General features: G+C 51.0%; 12 protein-coding genes and 6 pseudogenes. 17 read left to right on the top strand and 1 reads right to left on the bottom strand.

Annotated features, from left to right (window positions below; translation table 11 throughout):
• Window position 1 precedes the first annotated feature (1 nt).
• The 12 genes and pseudogenes from AFK62_RS00560 (at window position 2) to AFK62_RS00605 (ending at window position 12,179) form a co-directional block, all read left to right on the top strand.
• Window positions 2-1,153 carry a DUF2169 family type VI secretion system accessory protein gene (locus tag AFK62_RS00560; RefSeq protein WP_053531660.1) on the top strand — a complete coding sequence of 384 codons (1,152 nt, stop codon included), beginning with the start codon at window positions 2-4 and terminating at the stop codon, window positions 1,151-1,153.
• On the top strand, window positions 1,146-2,441 hold the full coding sequence (locus tag AFK62_RS00565; RefSeq protein ID WP_007668971.1) for a PAAR-like domain-containing protein: 1,296 nt from the start codon (window positions 1,146-1,148) through the stop codon (window positions 2,439-2,441). Before AFK62_RS00560 ends, AFK62_RS00565 begins: the two co-directional genes overlap by 8 nt.
• A gap of 97 nt (window positions 2,442-2,538) precedes the next feature.
• Window positions 2,539-3,201 (top strand): ankyrin repeat domain-containing protein, encoded by a 663-nt coding sequence (locus AFK62_RS00570; protein ID WP_007668973.1) that lies wholly within the window; start codon window positions 2,539-2,541, stop codon window positions 3,199-3,201.
• A gap of 174 nt (window positions 3,202-3,375) precedes the next feature.
• A complete protein-coding gene (locus AFK62_RS00575; RefSeq protein ID WP_053531661.1) occupies window positions 3,376-7,362 on the top strand; it encodes an RHS repeat-associated core domain-containing protein in 3,987 nt (1,328 codons plus the stop codon).
• A gap of 1 nt (window position 7,363) precedes the next feature.
• Window positions 7,364-7,825, top strand: coding sequence for a hypothetical protein (locus tag AFK62_RS00580; RefSeq protein WP_053531662.1), 462 nt, complete (start codon window positions 7,364-7,366; stop codon window positions 7,823-7,825).
• A 291-nt stretch (window positions 7,826-8,116) separates the two neighbouring features.
• A pseudogene (locus tag AFK62_RS20645) lies at window positions 8,117-8,737 on the top strand (RHS repeat-associated core domain-containing protein); the annotation flags it as partial.
• A gap of 2 nt (window positions 8,738-8,739) precedes the next feature.
• Window positions 8,740-9,021 (top strand): hypothetical protein, encoded by a 282-nt coding sequence (locus tag AFK62_RS00585; protein ID WP_032984881.1) that lies wholly within the window; start codon window positions 8,740-8,742, stop codon window positions 9,019-9,021.
• 209 nt (window positions 9,022-9,230) lie between these two features.
• Window positions 9,231-9,494: pseudogene (locus AFK62_RS23030) on the top strand (RHS repeat-associated core domain-containing protein); the annotation flags it as partial.
• 355 nt (window positions 9,495-9,849) lie between these two features.
• Window positions 9,850-10,299, top strand: coding sequence for a hypothetical protein (locus AFK62_RS00595; RefSeq protein ID WP_032983855.1), 450 nt, complete (start codon window positions 9,850-9,852; stop codon window positions 10,297-10,299).
• A gap of 409 nt (window positions 10,300-10,708) precedes the next feature.
• Window positions 10,709-11,463 (top strand): annotated as a pseudogene (locus tag AFK62_RS00600) (RHS repeat-associated core domain-containing protein); the annotation flags it as partial.
• 81 nt (window positions 11,464-11,544) lie between these two features.
• Complete coding sequence (locus tag AFK62_RS21980; RefSeq protein WP_129232596.1) at window positions 11,545-11,850, top strand: hypothetical protein; 306 nt, start codon at window positions 11,545-11,547, stop codon at window positions 11,848-11,850.
• Between the two features lie 11 nt (window positions 11,851-11,861).
• On the top strand, window positions 11,862-12,179 hold the full coding sequence (locus AFK62_RS00605) for a hypothetical protein (protein WP_226991868.1): 318 nt from the start codon (window positions 11,862-11,864) through the stop codon (window positions 12,177-12,179).
• A 65-nt stretch (window positions 12,180-12,244) separates the two neighbouring features.
• Here AFK62_RS00605 and AFK62_RS22980 read toward each other — a convergent pair whose 3' ends face one another.
• Window positions 12,245-12,370 (bottom strand): hypothetical protein, encoded by a 126-nt coding sequence (locus AFK62_RS22980; RefSeq protein WP_007666903.1) that lies wholly within the window; start codon window positions 12,368-12,370, stop codon window positions 12,245-12,247.
• 15 nt (window positions 12,371-12,385) lie between these two features.
• Here AFK62_RS22980 and AFK62_RS00615 point away from each other — a divergent pair.
• The 5 genes and pseudogenes from AFK62_RS00615 to AFK62_RS22530 all read left to right on the top strand — a co-directional run.
• A pseudogene (locus tag AFK62_RS00615) lies at window positions 12,386-13,664 on the top strand (RHS repeat domain-containing protein); the annotation flags it as partial.
• On the top strand, window positions 13,664-14,206 hold the full coding sequence (locus tag AFK62_RS00620) for a DUF4303 domain-containing protein (RefSeq protein ID WP_032983949.1): 543 nt from the start codon (window positions 13,664-13,666) through the stop codon (window positions 14,204-14,206). The pseudogene AFK62_RS00615 and the gene AFK62_RS00620, both read left to right, overlap by 1 nt.
• A 42-nt stretch (window positions 14,207-14,248) precedes the next feature.
• Window positions 14,249-14,908, top strand: a pseudogene (locus AFK62_RS21985) (RHS repeat-associated core domain-containing protein); the annotation flags it as partial.
• 302 nt (window positions 14,909-15,210) lie between these two features.
• Window positions 15,211-15,510, top strand: a complete 300-nt coding sequence (locus AFK62_RS00630; protein WP_050555040.1) for a hypothetical protein — start codon at window positions 15,211-15,213, stop codon at window positions 15,508-15,510.
• A gap of 89 nt (window positions 15,511-15,599) precedes the next feature.
• Window positions 15,600-15,797, top strand: a pseudogene (locus AFK62_RS22530) (RHS repeat-associated core domain-containing protein); the annotation flags it as partial.
• Window positions 15,798-15,848: the final 51 nt, after the last annotated feature.

The raw sequence follows: 15,848 nt of genomic DNA on the forward strand, positions 1-15,848 counted from the left end.
TATGGAAAACTTTACTAATCTCAGCGCCTTTCCGGCCATGCTGTTCGATTCGTTCGACCAGAACGATCATGGATTCAGTACGGTCGTGGCCCGCGTCAGTTACGATCTTGATATCGAGACCGGTGAGCTGACGCTCTGTGACGATCAGGGCGAACTGGTTGAGCAGGACGTGCATTACGGCGAACCGGGTTACAGCAGCGTTAGGTTTGAAAGCGATCTGGCGCCCTATAAGCCCTGGATGGATGTCGTCATTAATGCGAATGCCTGGGCACCGCAGGATAAACCCGTGCGCAGTTTTACCGTCGGCGCGCAAATTGGCGAGACGACCCGCTTACTGCGCGTTCATGGGCCGCGTGAGTGGTGGAACGTGATGGCAGGCTGGCGGCTGACCGATCCTGAACCCATACAAACGCTTGAGCTGCGATACGAATACGCGGCGGGCGGAATGTATACACTGGCAGACGATCATGCCGTGGCCGCGCAGGAAAACACGGTGGGGATGGGCTGGTACCCGCGTGAGGTCAGAAAGCACCTGAAAAAAGACCGGCTGCCCGCCCCGCAGGTTGAGTGGGTCACGCAGCCGGTGAAGAAGATTGATGAAGCGGGTCTGGCCGCCGGGTTTGGTTTCTATGGCCGCGGCTGGCAGGGGCGTATTGAGCACGCCGGTACCTATGATGAAAACTGGAAGCAGAACCGCCATCCCTTTTTGCCAAAGGATTTTCGCTTTGACTACTGGTGCGGCGCGCATCCGCTGCTGCAGTTCCCGCTGCCTGCGCCGTTAAGCGCGGTGCCGGTAACGCTGAAATATCTTATCTCCGCGCGTGATAAAGCCGATCAGGAAATCCGTTTTCAGGTGCCGGTTGAAAGTTTGTTCGTCTTCATCATGACGCAGAAAGGCGCTGGTGTGGCACAGGACATGGCGCTCGATACACTGGTGGTGGACGTGCCCGCGCGGAAAGTGCATTGCAGCTATCGGACGGTGATGTCAGAGCTGATGGAGCCTGTCATGACCGAGCTGCGTTTTATTGCCCGTGAAGAGAGAGCCTCGCAGATAGCGCGCGCGCAACAATTAAACAGCGACCGGACATCAGCGGATTTTGTCCCCTTGCCCCCTTCGTTACTGAACCTGAAAGAAAGAGGCGCGCATGGCTGAGAACTTTGCCGCCCGTAAAAACGGGAAATATAAACTGGTCTGCCTGGCGCCTGATATGTGTTTTACGCCAGGGATCCAGCCGCCGGTGCCGTATCCGGTGACGGCAACGCTTGAACCGTCAAAAAGCACCGTCAATTCGGTGAATTTTGGCCGTAACCCGGCGTTTGTTTATAACCAAAGCTTTGTGCCGACCACGATTGGCGATGCGGCGGGGCGCAATAAGGGTGTGGTCAGCGGTACGGTGGAGGGCGACTGCTGGTCGATTGAACATAGCCCCGATACCAACGTCGGCGGGCATCCGCTTAACCGCGTGCAGGATACGTTCGCCATGAACGGCAAAGCCAACGGCGGCCGCGGCGGTGACTTCACCAAGAAAGAAACCTGGGAGCGGCGCAAGGCGCTCATCGCGAAAGGCAAGCAAAGCAGCGACCCTAAAGCGCAGGCGGCGGCGCAGCGTCTTGAGCAGAATAACGTCGCGGTGGAAAAGGCACGTCTCGCCGATTACGTTTACGAACCGCGCGACCCGTCGAAACCGACCCCTGAGATCCCGGCGGGGTGGAAAGACATTTCTAACGACCCACAAGCGCTCGCGAAATATAACCTGACCCCTAACGACTTCCAGGTGAACGGTGCGCCACAGTTTCGTGCGCGGATGTACGCGCCAGACGAGGCGGTATTCGGCAAGGATATGACGCCTTCGGTGGTCTTTCGCGGCACGCAGTCAGGGCCGGACTGGGGCGTCAATGCCAAGCAGGCATTTGGTGTCGAAAACCCTTACTACAAACGTGCGGTCAGGATAGGCACGGCGCTTGAGCAAAGTAACGCGCCCGTTGACTGTGTCGGACACTCGCTGGGCGGCGGGCTCGCCTCTGCCTGTTCGCGCGCCAGCAATAAGCCGGGATGGACGTTCAATGCGGCGGGTCTTAACAGCGGAACGGTTGAGAAATACGGCGGTAAAGTGTTTGAGAAAAACGTGACGTCAGAGAACATCAACGCCTACCGCGTTAAAGGCGAAGTATTAACCGGCCTGCAGGAGCCAGGTGTGCTGGGCACGCTCGGACTCGTGGGCGGGCTTGGCGCGCTGGGCGCAAAGTTCGGTGGCGTCTTTGGCGGCATTATTGGCGCGGGGCTGGGTGCCGTTATCGCCGCACTCCCGGCGGCGGTCGGTAAAAAACATGATATGTCGGGCGGCCAGGGCAACCCGGTTAATCGCCATTTTATGAGCCAGGTCATTCCCTGTATCGAAGCAGAAAAGGCAGAGGATGAGGCTATACTGATGGCTTTATAAGGAGAGCAGAATGAAGACGTTTCGAAGGCTAATTTGCAGTCTCCTCGCAGGGCTGGCACTCTTTTCTGTCGTAATACCTGGTCATGGAAGTACAAATATGAAACAAGCAGCGCCGGAAGTTTATTTTAGCGGTACGCAATTACAGCTTGCTCAGGCCATTGCTGAGCATAATCTTTCCGAAGTAATAGCCTTAGCCAAAAGCACAAACTTAAATAAACCCGGCAGTCAGGAAATGACCTTGATGATGTACGCGCTGCTCGAGGCGACCAATGGCGATGCGAAATCGCTGGAGATTGTGACGGCGCTTGTGAAAGCGGGCGCGGATCCGCTACAGGATATCCCGGATTTCGGCAGCCCTGCCGCCGTGATGGCAAGCTCCAACAACCCAGCCTATATCAAAGCGCTGGTTGAAGGTGGCCTCAGCCCTAACGCCATGACCAACTATCAGCCTTTAATTTTTAACTCGGCAACGGAAAACTCCTTTTCGGTTTTGAAATACCTGTTATCCGCTGGCGCGGAGATCAATAAAACCGACAGTGCCGGGAAAACGGTGCTTATGGTGGCGCTTGCGGATATGGAGCTGGATCAGGTGGAGTATCTGTTAAATCATGGTGCTAATCCGAATATCGTTACACCGGCGGGTATGAGCTTTAGTTCAATGCTTCAGAGTGTGATGAAACGCGAAAGCGACAGCGGCAGCCGAACCGTTAATAAGCTTGAGGAAATTCGCAGACTGGCAATCAGTAAAGGAATGAAATAACACCTGTCCTTTTATATTTTCCAGTAGCACATTCTCTCTCCCCGCGTCGCGTTCAGAAATGAGCGTGGCGCGTATTATCTAAATCAGCCTTACGTTAAATTTTCGGTTTATTGCGCAAGGCAATAAACCTGAAGTCTTTTATTCAGAACACGCAATCCATCGCAGGGAATTTACATGGCGACAGGAAATACAATTGGTAAATTGCAATACGCGCCGGCGCCGAAAAGCAGCGTAAAAGCGGGCAGCGCCAACCCCCCTAAAAAGAAAAGCTGGTGGGGTGAGTGGGGCGATATTGTACATACCGGACTGGATATCATAGGCGCGGTGCCGGTACTGGGCGTTGTCGCCGATGGCGCGAACGCGGCGATTTATGCCGCCGAAGGCGATTACGGCAACGCGGCGTTATCGGCAGCGTCGGCGGCAGCGAACTTCGTGCCGGGCGGCGGCGCGGCGTTTAAAGCCGGGAAAATGGCGGCCAAAGCAGGCAAAGCGTTAGAAGCCGCCAGCGCGACGAAAGGGCTGGTCAAAGAGACCGCAAAGCTTGCTGAAAAATCTGCCTTTAAAGCGGAGAAAGCGGCAGCTAAAGCTGAAGGCAAAGCGGCCAAAGAAGGTGCGGAAGACGCGGTAAAAGGCAAAAAAGCGGGTAGCGAGAAGGGCGGCAGCGATAAAGGCAAAGCCAAAAAAGAGACCGAGCCGTGCAAAATCCCGAATACCGCAGGCGTGACGCCACTCGTCGGGAGCCCGGTCAATGCCATTCTCGGCATTAAAATTCTTTTCGGGGAGGAGGATAACGACTTCGCCTTCCCGGCGTCGGTCCCGCTCAACTGGCAGCGCTATTACTTCTCTGATGAAACCGGCAACGGCTGGCTGGGGCAGGGGTGGTTTTTACCGCTGTCGCTGGAGGTGCGCGCGCAGGATGACGTGCTGCTGTTTATCGACGAACAGGGCCGTGAAATCGAATTCCCGTGGCCGGAGCCTGGCCACCCGCCGAAACTGCACCGCTACGAGCAACTGTCGCTCTCACAACCCCAACCAGGCGAGTTCCGTATTTTCACCGCCGATGAAGCGCGCTGCTGGCATTTTACGCATCAGGCTCAGGCGGGCCGCTGGCTGCTCACGGCGATAAGTGACCGGCACGATAACCGCTTAACGCTGCACTACAACGCGCATCATCAGCCTGAACAGATAACCGACAGCGCCGGGCGGCGGTTCATTATTCATTTCACCCGGCTCGCGCTTGCCGGTGACGACACGGCTGACCGCATCACGGGCGTCAGCGTCTGTCACCCTTCCGATCCGCTCCATGCCGAAAGCCTCTGCCGTTATGACTACTCGCCGCAGGGCGATCTCATCGCCGTCAGGAATGGTCAGGGCGAGGTACTGCGCGAGTTTCGCTACCGCAACCATATGATGGTGGCGCACCGCCTCGCGGGCGAGATGGAGTGTTTCTACCATTACGATAAACACGACCCTTCCGGCAAAGTGCTGGCGCATCGCGATAGCCTGGGCCGGGAGTGGCGCTTTGAGTACGGCGCCGACAGCACCACGGTGACCGATGCGCTGGGGCGCATCACGCGCTACGAATTCGACGATAACCATGAGCTGCTGGGCTACAAAGACGCCGCGGGCGGCTACACCCGGTTTCGTCGCAACGTGCGCGGACAGATGACCCATTTCACCGATCCGGCAGGCAGAACCACGCGTTACCGTTACGATGAGCGCGGTAACTGTACTGCCATCACCGGGCCGGACGGGCAGATGACGCGCATTGATTACCACGAGCGCTGGAACCTGCCGGTGCGCGTCACCGATATGCAGGGCGGCACGCGGGAGTTCGCCTATGACGTGGCGGGCAACCTGATCCGCGAGATGGATGAGCTTGGCCGCATTACGGAATATAACCATGACGATCGCGGGACCCTGGTGCGCGTGCGCGATGCGGCGGCGGGCATTCAGCGCCTCTCCTGGAACAGCGCCGACTTTCTTATCAGCCACACCGATTGTTCCGGGCGTACCACCACCTTCGGCTATGACAAATATGGCTGGCTGAAGGAGCAGACGGACGCGGCGGGCAACCGTACGCTGATAAACAACCGGCAGGATGGCCTGCCGCGCAGCATTGTTCACCCCGACGGCGCGACGGAGACGTTTGAGTTTGACCGCTGGCAGCGTCTTACCGCCTGGGGCGACGCGCAGGGGCAGATGACGCAATGGCAACTGGCACCGGATGGCCTGCCGCTGGCGCGTACCGATGCGCTGGGCCATCAGGTCAAATATGAATACGATCTGGCGCGCCGCCTGATCACGCTGGTTAACGAAAACGGCGCGCGCTACGAGATGGAATATGACGCGCGCGATTATCTCATTCGCGAAACCGGGTTTGATGGCTGCACCACGCGCTACCGTTACGATGCGGGCGGGTTCCCGACGGCGCGGGAGGAAGAAGGCAACGGAGACGGCAGCATCATCCGCACGCATTATCAGCGTGACGACGCCGGGCGGCTGGTGGAAAAACTGGTGGCGCGCGGCGGCGAGGCGCAGTGGCAGCGCACGCGTTACCGGTATGATTCACTTGGGCGGCTGATTGCCGGCATCAACCACGGCGGGCGCGTGGAGCTGGAGTGGGACGCCGCCGGGCAGCTCACGCTTGAGCGCAACCTCATTCGCGGCGTCAGCCATGAGCTTCGTCATCAGTACGATGAGCTCGGCAATCGCACCGTCACCACGCTGCCGGACGGCCGCGAGCTGAAAAACTTCTACTATGGCAGCGGGCACCGTATTCAGGTGAACCTCGGCAGCCGGGTTATCAGCGAAAGCGAGCGCGACGTGCTGCACCGGGAAGTTCGCCGCACGCAGGGCGCCCTCAGCAGCGAGTATGTCCATGATGAGATGGGGCGGCTGGTCAGCCAGCGCGCGGGGCGCAACGGGAAGATTGCGGTCGCGCGTGATTACGCCTGGCGGCGCGACGGCCAGCTGTTGCAGATGGTGGATAAATACACGGGCCAGCATCGCTACGACTACGATGCGCTGGGCCGCCTGACCCGCGCCCGCGACGAGCATTTCGCCTTCGACCCGGCCCATAACCTGCTGAGCGACACCGCCGCGGCCCCGCTGCACGACAACCGCCTGCGGGTTTATGAAGACAAACGCTGGGAGTATGACAACTTCGGCAACGTCACCACCAAACTGACGGCGCGGCACACGCAGCAGCAGTTCCGCTGGAACGCGGAGCATCAGCTGACGGAAGCCGTCACCGTGCGTAACGGCACAGAGCAGCGCACCACCTACGGCTATGACGCCTTCGGCAGACGCAGCTGGAAGCAGGACGCCTTCGGCGTGACGACGTTTGTGTGGGACGGCAACCGCCTGCTGAGTGAAACGCGCGGCGGGCGCAGCCACCTGTGGATTTACGAAGACGACAGCTTCGCGCCGCTGGCGCAAATCAGCCTGCGTAAGGGCGACACCGAACACGACGCGGAGGTGTACTGGTATCACAATGATGTGTCCGGCATGCCGCGCGAGCTGACGGGCGCGGGCGGAGAAATCGCCTGGCGGGCGGAATACCGCGCCTGGGGCAATACGCTACGCGTGGAGCATATCGCCGCGCGCACCGGCGAGCCGGTGTATCAGCCGTTACGCTATCAGGGGCAGTATTTCGATGCCGAGACGGGTTTGCACTATAACCGTTTCCGCTACTATGATCCGGATGCGGGGCGGTTTATCAGCCAGGACCCGATTGGGCTGGCGGGCGGGATAAATCTTTATCAGTATGCGCCGAACCCGCTGGTCTTTTATGATCCCTTCGGCTTAAGCGGAAAGCGAATCGGCAGTGAAAATCATCCCTTTAGCTCTTCTCGTGCCGCTCGCCGCGAAGCAATGAGACAGGCCGGTATACCAACAAGTCAACAGCCTGTAAGCCAATCAAGGAATAGTTCTGGTCGTGAATATAGATATGAAGTACCTAAAAATGGCGGGGGTACTGTACCAGCAACGGTACAAGAGCAAACAATGGATGTTAGCCATTTAGACCAACCGCATTGGGAGGCTGGTAAAGTTAAAGTTGATCCACAGACAGGAGAAACTAGAATGAATGATTATGGTAGACCCAAAATAGCGAATCCTAAAGGCAAGGCTTACTATAAAACTAAGTGTGGTGAATAATATGAGCATGTCTCAATATAAAAAAGAACTCTTGTATAGAAAAGCTAAGGGTAAAATAATTTACGAATCTTATAAGGCTAAAATAGCGTCTCTATTCAAAATAGAACTGGATGGTTTGAGTTTTATTGGTTTGGAGGAAACAGATAATATACTTTCTGGAACCAATGGGTTTGATACCAGGCAAATCAAAAAAAAACTAGATGTAAAAGATTTGAGTGTTTATATATTGGAGCTAAAGGAAAGTATGGATTCATATTATGTCTTCCTTGATGACGACTGGAGTTATTGTGGCGCGTTCACAGTCCCTTCGCTTCAGGGATTAGATGAAAATTTCAACTTTGGAAAAGGAGTGTTAAATGATGTTTTATTTATTTCAACGGATTTAAAAAAATCAATAAGCTTGGATTATTATGAAATGAATGGCACTTACTATATTGATGTTACTACCAGGCTCGCCACTTAAACATATAATACAATTGTTTTTATATTTCTGATGGCCTGCTAGCAGATAAGGCACTTCGTGTCTTTTGTAGAGGGGCTTAAATGTTATTTGAGATTTAAATTTCTTTGACAACAATGATGTTGTTAATCAGGATTACGATAATATTGAGGCGGCACCCTGAAAGGGTAATCAATTAATTTAAGAGTTTTCGGGTATCAAACAGATAAAAAAACTACCGTCATAGAATATATACTTTCTGAAGATTTTTAATAGTTAAATTATTAACGGCAGGATTTTTATTATAAGGGATAGCAACTTCACGGCGCTGGTAGCGAAATCGCCTGGCGGGCCGAATACCGCGCGTGGGGCAATACGCTACGCGTGGAGCATATCGCAACCCGGACCGGCGAGCCGGTGTATCAGCCGTTACGCTATCAGGGGCAGTATTTCGATGCCGAGACGGGTTTGCACTATAACCGTTTCCGCTACTATGATCCGGATGCGGGGCGCTTTATCAGCCAGGACCCGCCAGGGCTGGCGGGCGGGATAAACCTTTATCAGTATGCGCCGAACCCGCTGGTGTGGGTGGATCCGCTGGGGTTAAGAAAAAAATGTAACGCTAAACGTACTAAACATGTGCCAAATCGTCATATCAGGCGACATAATAATATAGGAAACAGTAAGTTTAGTTTAAAAGAGAGAACGAAGTTACAAGCGAAAAGTAAATATAGAAAACCGAGTCAATACAGGAAAATTGAAAATCGTACAATGAAAAACCCTAGTAGAATAATACATCAAGGCGATGGTAGGATAAGATATGAGAAAGAATATGATCGTGTTATTGGTACACGAGGTGAAAAAGGCCATGTGACTATATATGATCCATCCAAAGATAAAATTGTCACATCTTATCCAGCGCACTTAGAGGATTAATAATGCTTGATTTATCATATTTATCCGATGATATTGGAAATGGCCCCTCTCTGATTTTAAATGACAGAGTTGTCAGGAAGTTAGAGGATTCATTTTTGTTTTTAAAAGAAAAGACGGGCGTATACGTTGATCCTTATGGTAAAACTCGTATCTATCCAGAGCATCAAAAAATTTTAATAAAATACCTAGAAAGTAAAAGTAAGGACGATGATATTTCTGCTTTTGTAGCGTTTCTATCGAGTTCTATTTCTCAAGATGAGGTAATCATTGCCGATGGTGATTAAAATCATTAGCGACTAAGGTAATGGCTTTGTATAAGCCATCTCTCAATGAGATGGCTTGTTTTTTAATTGCAATTAAAGTTAGACGCGTTAAGCATTCCGGGATGTTGTTTTAATTAAAACTGAATTATTTAAAAGAATAACGACTTTTTGAGTTCTAAGTATAAGCCGCAAACGCCGTAAGATTTTTTATGCAATAAGATAAAAATATAAAGGCGGAATATCGCGCTAGGGGCAATACGCTACGCGTTGAGCATATCGCAACCCGCACCGGCGAGCCGGTGTATCAGCCGTTACGCTATCAGGGACAGTACTTTGATGCCGAGACGGGTTTGCACTATAACCGTTTCCGCTACTATGATCCGGATGCGTGGCGCTTTATCAGCCAGGACCCGATTGGGCTCGCGGGCGGGATAAACCTTTATCAGTATGCGCCGAACCCGCTGGTATGGGTGGATCCGCTGGGGTTGTTAAAATGCGGTTTGACAGGGGAGGAAGTTGGTGATGCTTCAAACTTGCCCGTAATAAGACCTGGAACTAAAGAATGGAAGCAAGCGGTTGACACGATCAAAAATAATGGTAGTAGTAAACCCAATTTCAGAGTTGCTGATAGAGCTAGCGCAGAAAAATTAATGAAAGACGCGAAGCCTAAGATACCAGAGTATGGTCAATATACAGGCTCTAAAAATTACAGGAATAAGGAGGGGTATGAGCACCATCCTAATGAGTCCCACACAGTAAATGCGCCGGAAAACAACTTGCCCCATATAAAATGGTCGGATTATAGTTCCGGTAAAAAAGCCCCAAGCAGTGGAAAAGGACATATATTTTATGACGAATAAAATAATATTTGATGAGGCCATCTACCCGATGGCTTGGCGTCTGAATTCTGAAGATTGTCGCCTACCACCTGAAGACAAGAGGAAAATTGTTCTACTAAATGAGCATGAGTCTGAAAACCTTTGGGATTTGCTTTTGCCGTTTAAAAAACTAATGGATATTCATGCTTCATTTATGACTGTCTTAGAAAAGAAAGAGTTGGATTTTGACGAGGTAGAAGAGTCGGCAATGTTTTTTTCTGAGAAATTAAAAGGTGTTTCTATTTTATTTTTCTTCTGGGGGCGAAGCGATTGCGCTATAGTGCCATCAGATATATTTATAAAATCTTGGGATGATTTTTTCTATCCAAGCGATGAAACTTGCATTATCGTCATGCCCAATAAGAATAACATAATTTACTCTTATGAAGAAAATTTCTTTTACTCAGAAAGGTTAACGTGACCCTCCACTCTAAGTGGGGGGCTCACCGCGTTTTCTTTTCTCTTTGTTGCATTTAAATGAATGTGGAAAAAAAGCACGTCCCGTCTGATGTTGAGAGAATTAATCCTTTGGCAAGAATGCTTTTTATTCATATGTTATTAATGATAGTGAAAAAATTAGATGGTTGGGTTGAATCTCAGAAAATAATGGCTTTCTTGATAAATTTCAATCTAACTCTATTTTTAATGGTAAAACCATCTCGTGCTATTCAACACACAAAATGAAAAGGTGATATGGGAAAATATCTCTCTGGACATGCCAGAGAGATATTTTTGTATTATGTGTTAAAACAGTTTAAAAAGTTACTCAATGACTTTACAGATTGAATATATCTATAGGTTTACTTTCAGGGCCAGACCTCAATCAAGGGGAATGCTTAGTCTTCGACCCGGCCCATAACCTGCTGAGCGACACCGCCGCGGCCCCGCTGCACGACAACCGCCTGCGGGTGTACGAGGACAAACGCTGGGAGTATGACAACTTCGGCAACGTCACCACCAAACTGACGGCGCGGCATACGCAGCAGCAGTTCCGCTGGAACGCAGAGCATCAGCTGGCGGAAGCCGTCACGGTGCGGAACGGCGCAGAGCAGCGCACCACCTATGGCTATGACGCCTTCGGCAGACGCAGCTGGAAGCAGGACGCGTTCGGCGTGACGACGTTTGTGTGGGACGGCAACCGCCTGCTGAGTGAATCACGCGGCGGGCGCAGTCACCTGTGGATTTACGAAGACGACAGCTTCGCGCCGCTGGCGCAAATCAGTCTTCGCAAAGGCGACACCGAACACGACGCAGAGGTGTACTGGTATCATAACGATGTGTCGGGCATGCCGCGCGAGCTGGCGGGCGCGGGCGGCGAAATCGCTGGCGGCCGGAATACCGCGCATGGGGCAATACGCTACGCGTGGAACATATCGCCGCGCGCACCGGCGAGCCGGTGTATCAGCCGTTACGTTATCAGGGGCAGTACTTTGATGCCGAGACGGGTTTGCACTATAACCGTTTCCGCTACTATGATCCGGATGCGGGGCGCTTTATCAGCCAGGACCCGATTGGGCTGGCGGGCGGGATAAATCTTTACCAGTATGCGCCGAACCCGCTAAGTTGGATCGATCCTTTAGGTCTTAATCAGTTAGGTATTAAATGTATAACAAACTAGGTAGATGGTAATGCCCGAGAAGCAAGACTTTTAAAACGATTACAGAATATGTTTGGGGCAGAAAATGTTCTGAGTCAGCGGCATTTACGCAATGCTCAAGGGAGAATCGTTGGTCTTGTTGATGATGCTATTGTGTTAGGAAAAACAAAAGGCTCCCGAATTCTTGATTTTGTAGTTAAGACAAAGGATGGCTGGAAAGGAATTGAGGTCACGAGTAAAACAGCTTCGAAAGTATCTCAATCTGCAAAAGAAGAGATAATTCGAGCTGCCGGAGGTGGCTTCGTTCGTCATCCAGTGACAAAAAAATTGATAGAACTTTCTGATGATATCTCTCGACTAATACGACTTGATTAACAGGAATAAATATGATGAGCTTGTTGAGATTCAATTACGCAACTTTGTTGAAAAGAAGCAAGAATTTATCTTATCGTGAACAAATAACAAAAATAACGATAGTGTTAATGACGTTTCTCAAGGAAAATGGGTTGATTATGATTGAACCATTTAAAGATGACGGTAGCTTGAAAGAAGATCTTGTCTTATATAGTTCTGATCTTACTGATGTCGGCAACTTGTTATTTAAAGAATACTATCCAAAATGGTCATCATATATAGATCGTGGCGGCGATGTAAATAATACAAAAATATTGAATGATGGTTTAAATATATTGAAAAACAAATAAATAAGCCGGAAAGATGCTCAAATCTTCCCGGCTTATTTTTAATTGATCCGCCGCTGTTCAGCCCACTAAAGAACCACGTCCTTAATCGCCTTCACCACCTGTTTCACCTTATAAAGCTCTTCCCGCAATTCCTGCACCTCGTTGTTGTCGGCGATAATGGTCAGGCACCCCTCCGTGATCCTCACGGTCACGCCGCGCCCGCTTCCGCAGCCCGCCCCGGCCAGGCAGCAGTGGCACAGAGCGCCGTTCCGTCGCTTGCGCAAGCTGCTGCAAATGGTGGATAAATACACCGGCGAGCATCGCTACGACTACGATGCGCTGGGCCGCCTGACCCGCGCTCGCGACGAGCATTTCGCCTTTGACCCGGCCCATAACCTGCTGAGCGACACCGCCGCGGCCCCGTTGCACGACAACCGCCTGCGGGTGTACGAGGACAAGCGCTGGGAGTATGACAACTTCGGCAACGTCACCACCAAACTGACGGCGCGGCACACGCAGCAGCAGTTCCGCTGGAACGCAGAGCATCAGCTGGCGGAAGCCGTCACGGTGCGTAACGGCACAGAGCAGCGCACCACCTACGGCTATGACGCCTTCGGCAGACGCAGCTGGAAGCAGGACGCCTTCGGCGTGACGACGTTTGTGTGGGACGGCAACCGCCTGCTGAGTGAAACGCGCGGCGGGCGCAGCCACCTGTGGATTTACGAAGACGACAGCTTCGCGCCGCTGGCGCAAATCAGCCTGCGTAAGGGCGACACCGAACACGACGCGGAGGTGTACTGGTATCACAATGATGTGTCCGGCATGCCGCGCGAGCTGACGGGTGCAGGTGGGGAAATCGCCTGGCGGGCGGAATACCGCGCGTGGGGCAATACGCTACGCGTGGAGCATATCGCAGCGCGTACCGGCGAGCCGGTGTATCAGCCGCTACGCTACCAGGGACAGTATTTCGATGCCGAGACGGGTTTGCACTATAACCGTTTCCGCTACTATGATCCGGATGCGGGGCGGTTTATCAGCCAGGACCCGATTGGGCTGGCGGGCGGGATAAATCTGTACCAGTACGCGCCGAACCCGCTGGTGTGGATGGATCCGCTGGGGTTGGCTTCAAGATCTTGGTTAGCGAAAGCTTTAGCAAATGGTCACGTTATACCCGCAGGGATGACAAACCCTCATGGCCATCATATTGTTTTTAAAGGACAATATCAAGGGACATCTCTGGCTCCGCATTTATCAAGATCGAAAGCTATTCTTAAAAGATACGGTATTGATCCTGTAAACGACCCTGCGAATCTTATGATCGCCAATAACGGAGAAGGGGTTCATACCGAAAAAAATGCAAAAAAAGTTGCAGACGCACTGGTTAAAGCTGATAAAGAAATTAAGGGAATAAGTAAATGCAAAAAATTGACAGGCAGCGATAGAACAAATCTTCTTAAACAGAAGTTACAAGAAATCGGTCATGATGTATTTGGAGGATATAGGTAATGGGAAATTGGCATAGAATGCAATTGGATAAATTAAACAAATTAATCCAAGAGGAGTTTTTAGGGTTATATAAGAAATATAATAAAGAAAATAATATTTATGGGGTCGTTTTGGTACTGGACGATGACGGTTTATCTAGTTATATGGCCATATCCACAAAGGAAAGCCTTGAAAAAATTCATAAGGGAATAGAGTGGGAGGGATATTCTTGGGTACTCGGATTTTTTGACGATAATGATGATGTCGGTGTACGTTCTTTCACCACTATAATGATGGAACATTATAATGAAAGCATCCTGCCTTTACTGCCAGAAGGCTATAATTTTGATGAGGAAAGAGAAAGGAACATTAATCTATATATAAGTGCTATGAAAAAGGCAAAAGAACAACTATGTGATACTATCGGCAATGATGTGAATAATATTGTCTTTTATATTACTATTCCTGGTGAGCCGGAAATTGATCATGCCTCTGCCATAGAGATTAATGTACCTTCAGAGAACCTGAACTGGTTTTTAGAAACGTACAAATATTTTTTATAAAATTTCAAAAGGCCGTTAACGGCCTTTTTCTTTACTTGATATCACTCTAATTTTGGCAACGTCACCACGGAGCTGACGGCGCGGCACACGCAGCAGCAGTTCCGCTGGAACGCAGAGCATCAGCTGGCGGAAGCCGTCACGGTGCGGAACGGCGCAGAGCAGCGTACCACGTATGGCTATGACGCCTTCGGCAGACGCAGCTGGAAGCAGGATGCCTTCGGCGTGACGACGTTTGTGTGGGACGGCAACCGCCTGCTGAGTGAAACGCGCGGCGGGCGCAGCCACCTGTGGATTTACGAAGACGACAGCTTCGCGCCGCTGGCGCAAATCAGCCTGCGCAAGGGCGACACCGAACACGACGCGGAGGTGTACTGGTATCACAACGATGTGTCCGGCATGCCGCGCGAGCTGACGGGCGCGGGCGGAGAAATCGCCTGGCGGGCGGAATACCGCGCCTGGGGCAATACGCTACGCGTTGAGCATATCGCCGCGCGCACCGGCGAGCCGGTGTATCAGCCGTTACGCTATCAGGGGCAGTATTTCGATGCCGGGACGGGTTTGCACTATAACCGTTTCCGCTACTATGATCCGGATGCGGGGCGGTTTATCAGCCAGGACCCGATTGGGCTGGCGGGCGGGATAAATCTTTACCAGTATGCGCCGAACCCGTTAAGTTGGATCGATCCTTTTGGATTGAAATGTAATAAACTAAACTCTCGAATTAAAGAAAGCGATAGGTTGGTTAAAGAAGCTGAAATTACAGGTAGATCTCACCAAAGCAGTATTGATCGTTTGACAGAGCAATTAGCTGCAGGGAATACGAACCCCGGTATAGGAACAAAACCTATTGGACATGGAATATCAGAGGCAAGAGCTAGAGATGGTGCTAGGGTTTATTTCAGGCAAACTTCCGAAGAAATTGAAATATTAGGTAAATCTACTAAGGCGAATCAGCAAAAAGTTATTGATGAAGTCCTTCGTGTTTTTGGTAGGGGAAGTTAAGTATGATTACAAATGTAAAGTTTTATCATTACCAAGACGTTGTCAATGTGATGGATGATAATATTGATGTCGAGGTTTTATTAGATAGCGGGGAGCGGTATACAGCGACATTTTTTACTTTAAAAAACATTGTTTCTATACTGGAACGCTATAAAAATAGTGGAGAGTGCCTAAATGGACTATATTTTTGGGCTTCGAACTTAATAATTATAGATAATTTATATAAAGAAACCATAAGAGAGGCGATTGATGATTTGGTGAAGAACGGAGAGTTTTTTTCATCTTTCTCCAGAGTGGAATAGGGCAAGGTTACTTATGTTACGGATGGTTATGCAAAATCCTTCTTCCTGACATTATCGAACGCCTGACGGCGGGTATTAACCACGGCGAGCCGGTGTATCAGCCGTTACGCTACCAGGGACAGTATTTCGATGCCGAGACGGGTTTGCACTATAACCGTTTCCGCTACTATGATCCGGATGCAGGGCGCTTTATCAGCCAGGACCCGATTGGGCTCGCGGGCGGGATAAACCTTTATCAGTATGCGCCGAACCCGCTGGTATGGGTGGATCTGCTGGGGTTAAAGTGTTGGTCTACAGCCAGAAAAGATTTTTGGAAGAAAGAAGCTCAGACGAATGCT

This window comes from Cronobacter condimenti 1330 (assembly GCF_001277255.1).
Classification (GTDB): Bacteria; Pseudomonadota; Gammaproteobacteria; order Enterobacterales; family Enterobacteriaceae; genus Cronobacter; species Cronobacter condimenti.

Excerpts from the sequence above, each read along its gene's own strand:
- AFK62_RS00605 (WP_226991868.1), top strand. The coding sequence starts at position 11,862 with ATGATGAGCTTGTTGAGATTCAATTACGCAACTTTGTTGAAAAGAAGC.
- AFK62_RS00565 (WP_007668971.1), top strand. The coding sequence starts at position 1,146 with ATGGCTGAGAACTTTGCCGCCCGTAAAAACGGGAAATATAAACTGGTC.
- AFK62_RS00575 (WP_053531661.1), top strand. The coding sequence starts at position 3,376 with ATGGCGACAGGAAATACAATTGGTAAATTGCAATACGCGCCGGCGCCG.
- AFK62_RS00620 (WP_032983949.1), top strand. The coding sequence starts at position 13,664 with ATGGGAAATTGGCATAGAATGCAATTGGATAAATTAAACAAATTAATC.
- AFK62_RS00580 (WP_053531662.1), top strand. The coding sequence starts at position 7,364 with ATGAGCATGTCTCAATATAAAAAAGAACTCTTGTATAGAAAAGCTAAG.
- AFK62_RS00630 (WP_050555040.1), top strand. The coding sequence starts at position 15,211 with ATGATTACAAATGTAAAGTTTTATCATTACCAAGACGTTGTCAATGTG.
- AFK62_RS00570 (WP_007668973.1), top strand. The coding sequence starts at position 2,539 with ATGAAACAAGCAGCGCCGGAAGTTTATTTTAGCGGTACGCAATTACAG.
- AFK62_RS21980 (WP_129232596.1), top strand. The coding sequence starts at position 11,545 with ATGTTTGGGGCAGAAAATGTTCTGAGTCAGCGGCATTTACGCAATGCT.
- AFK62_RS00560 (WP_053531660.1), top strand. The coding sequence starts at position 2 with ATGGAAAACTTTACTAATCTCAGCGCCTTTCCGGCCATGCTGTTCGAT.
- AFK62_RS00585 (WP_032984881.1), top strand. The coding sequence starts at position 8,740 with ATGCTTGATTTATCATATTTATCCGATGATATTGGAAATGGCCCCTCT.
- AFK62_RS00595 (WP_032983855.1), top strand. The coding sequence starts at position 9,850 with ATGACGAATAAAATAATATTTGATGAGGCCATCTACCCGATGGCTTGG.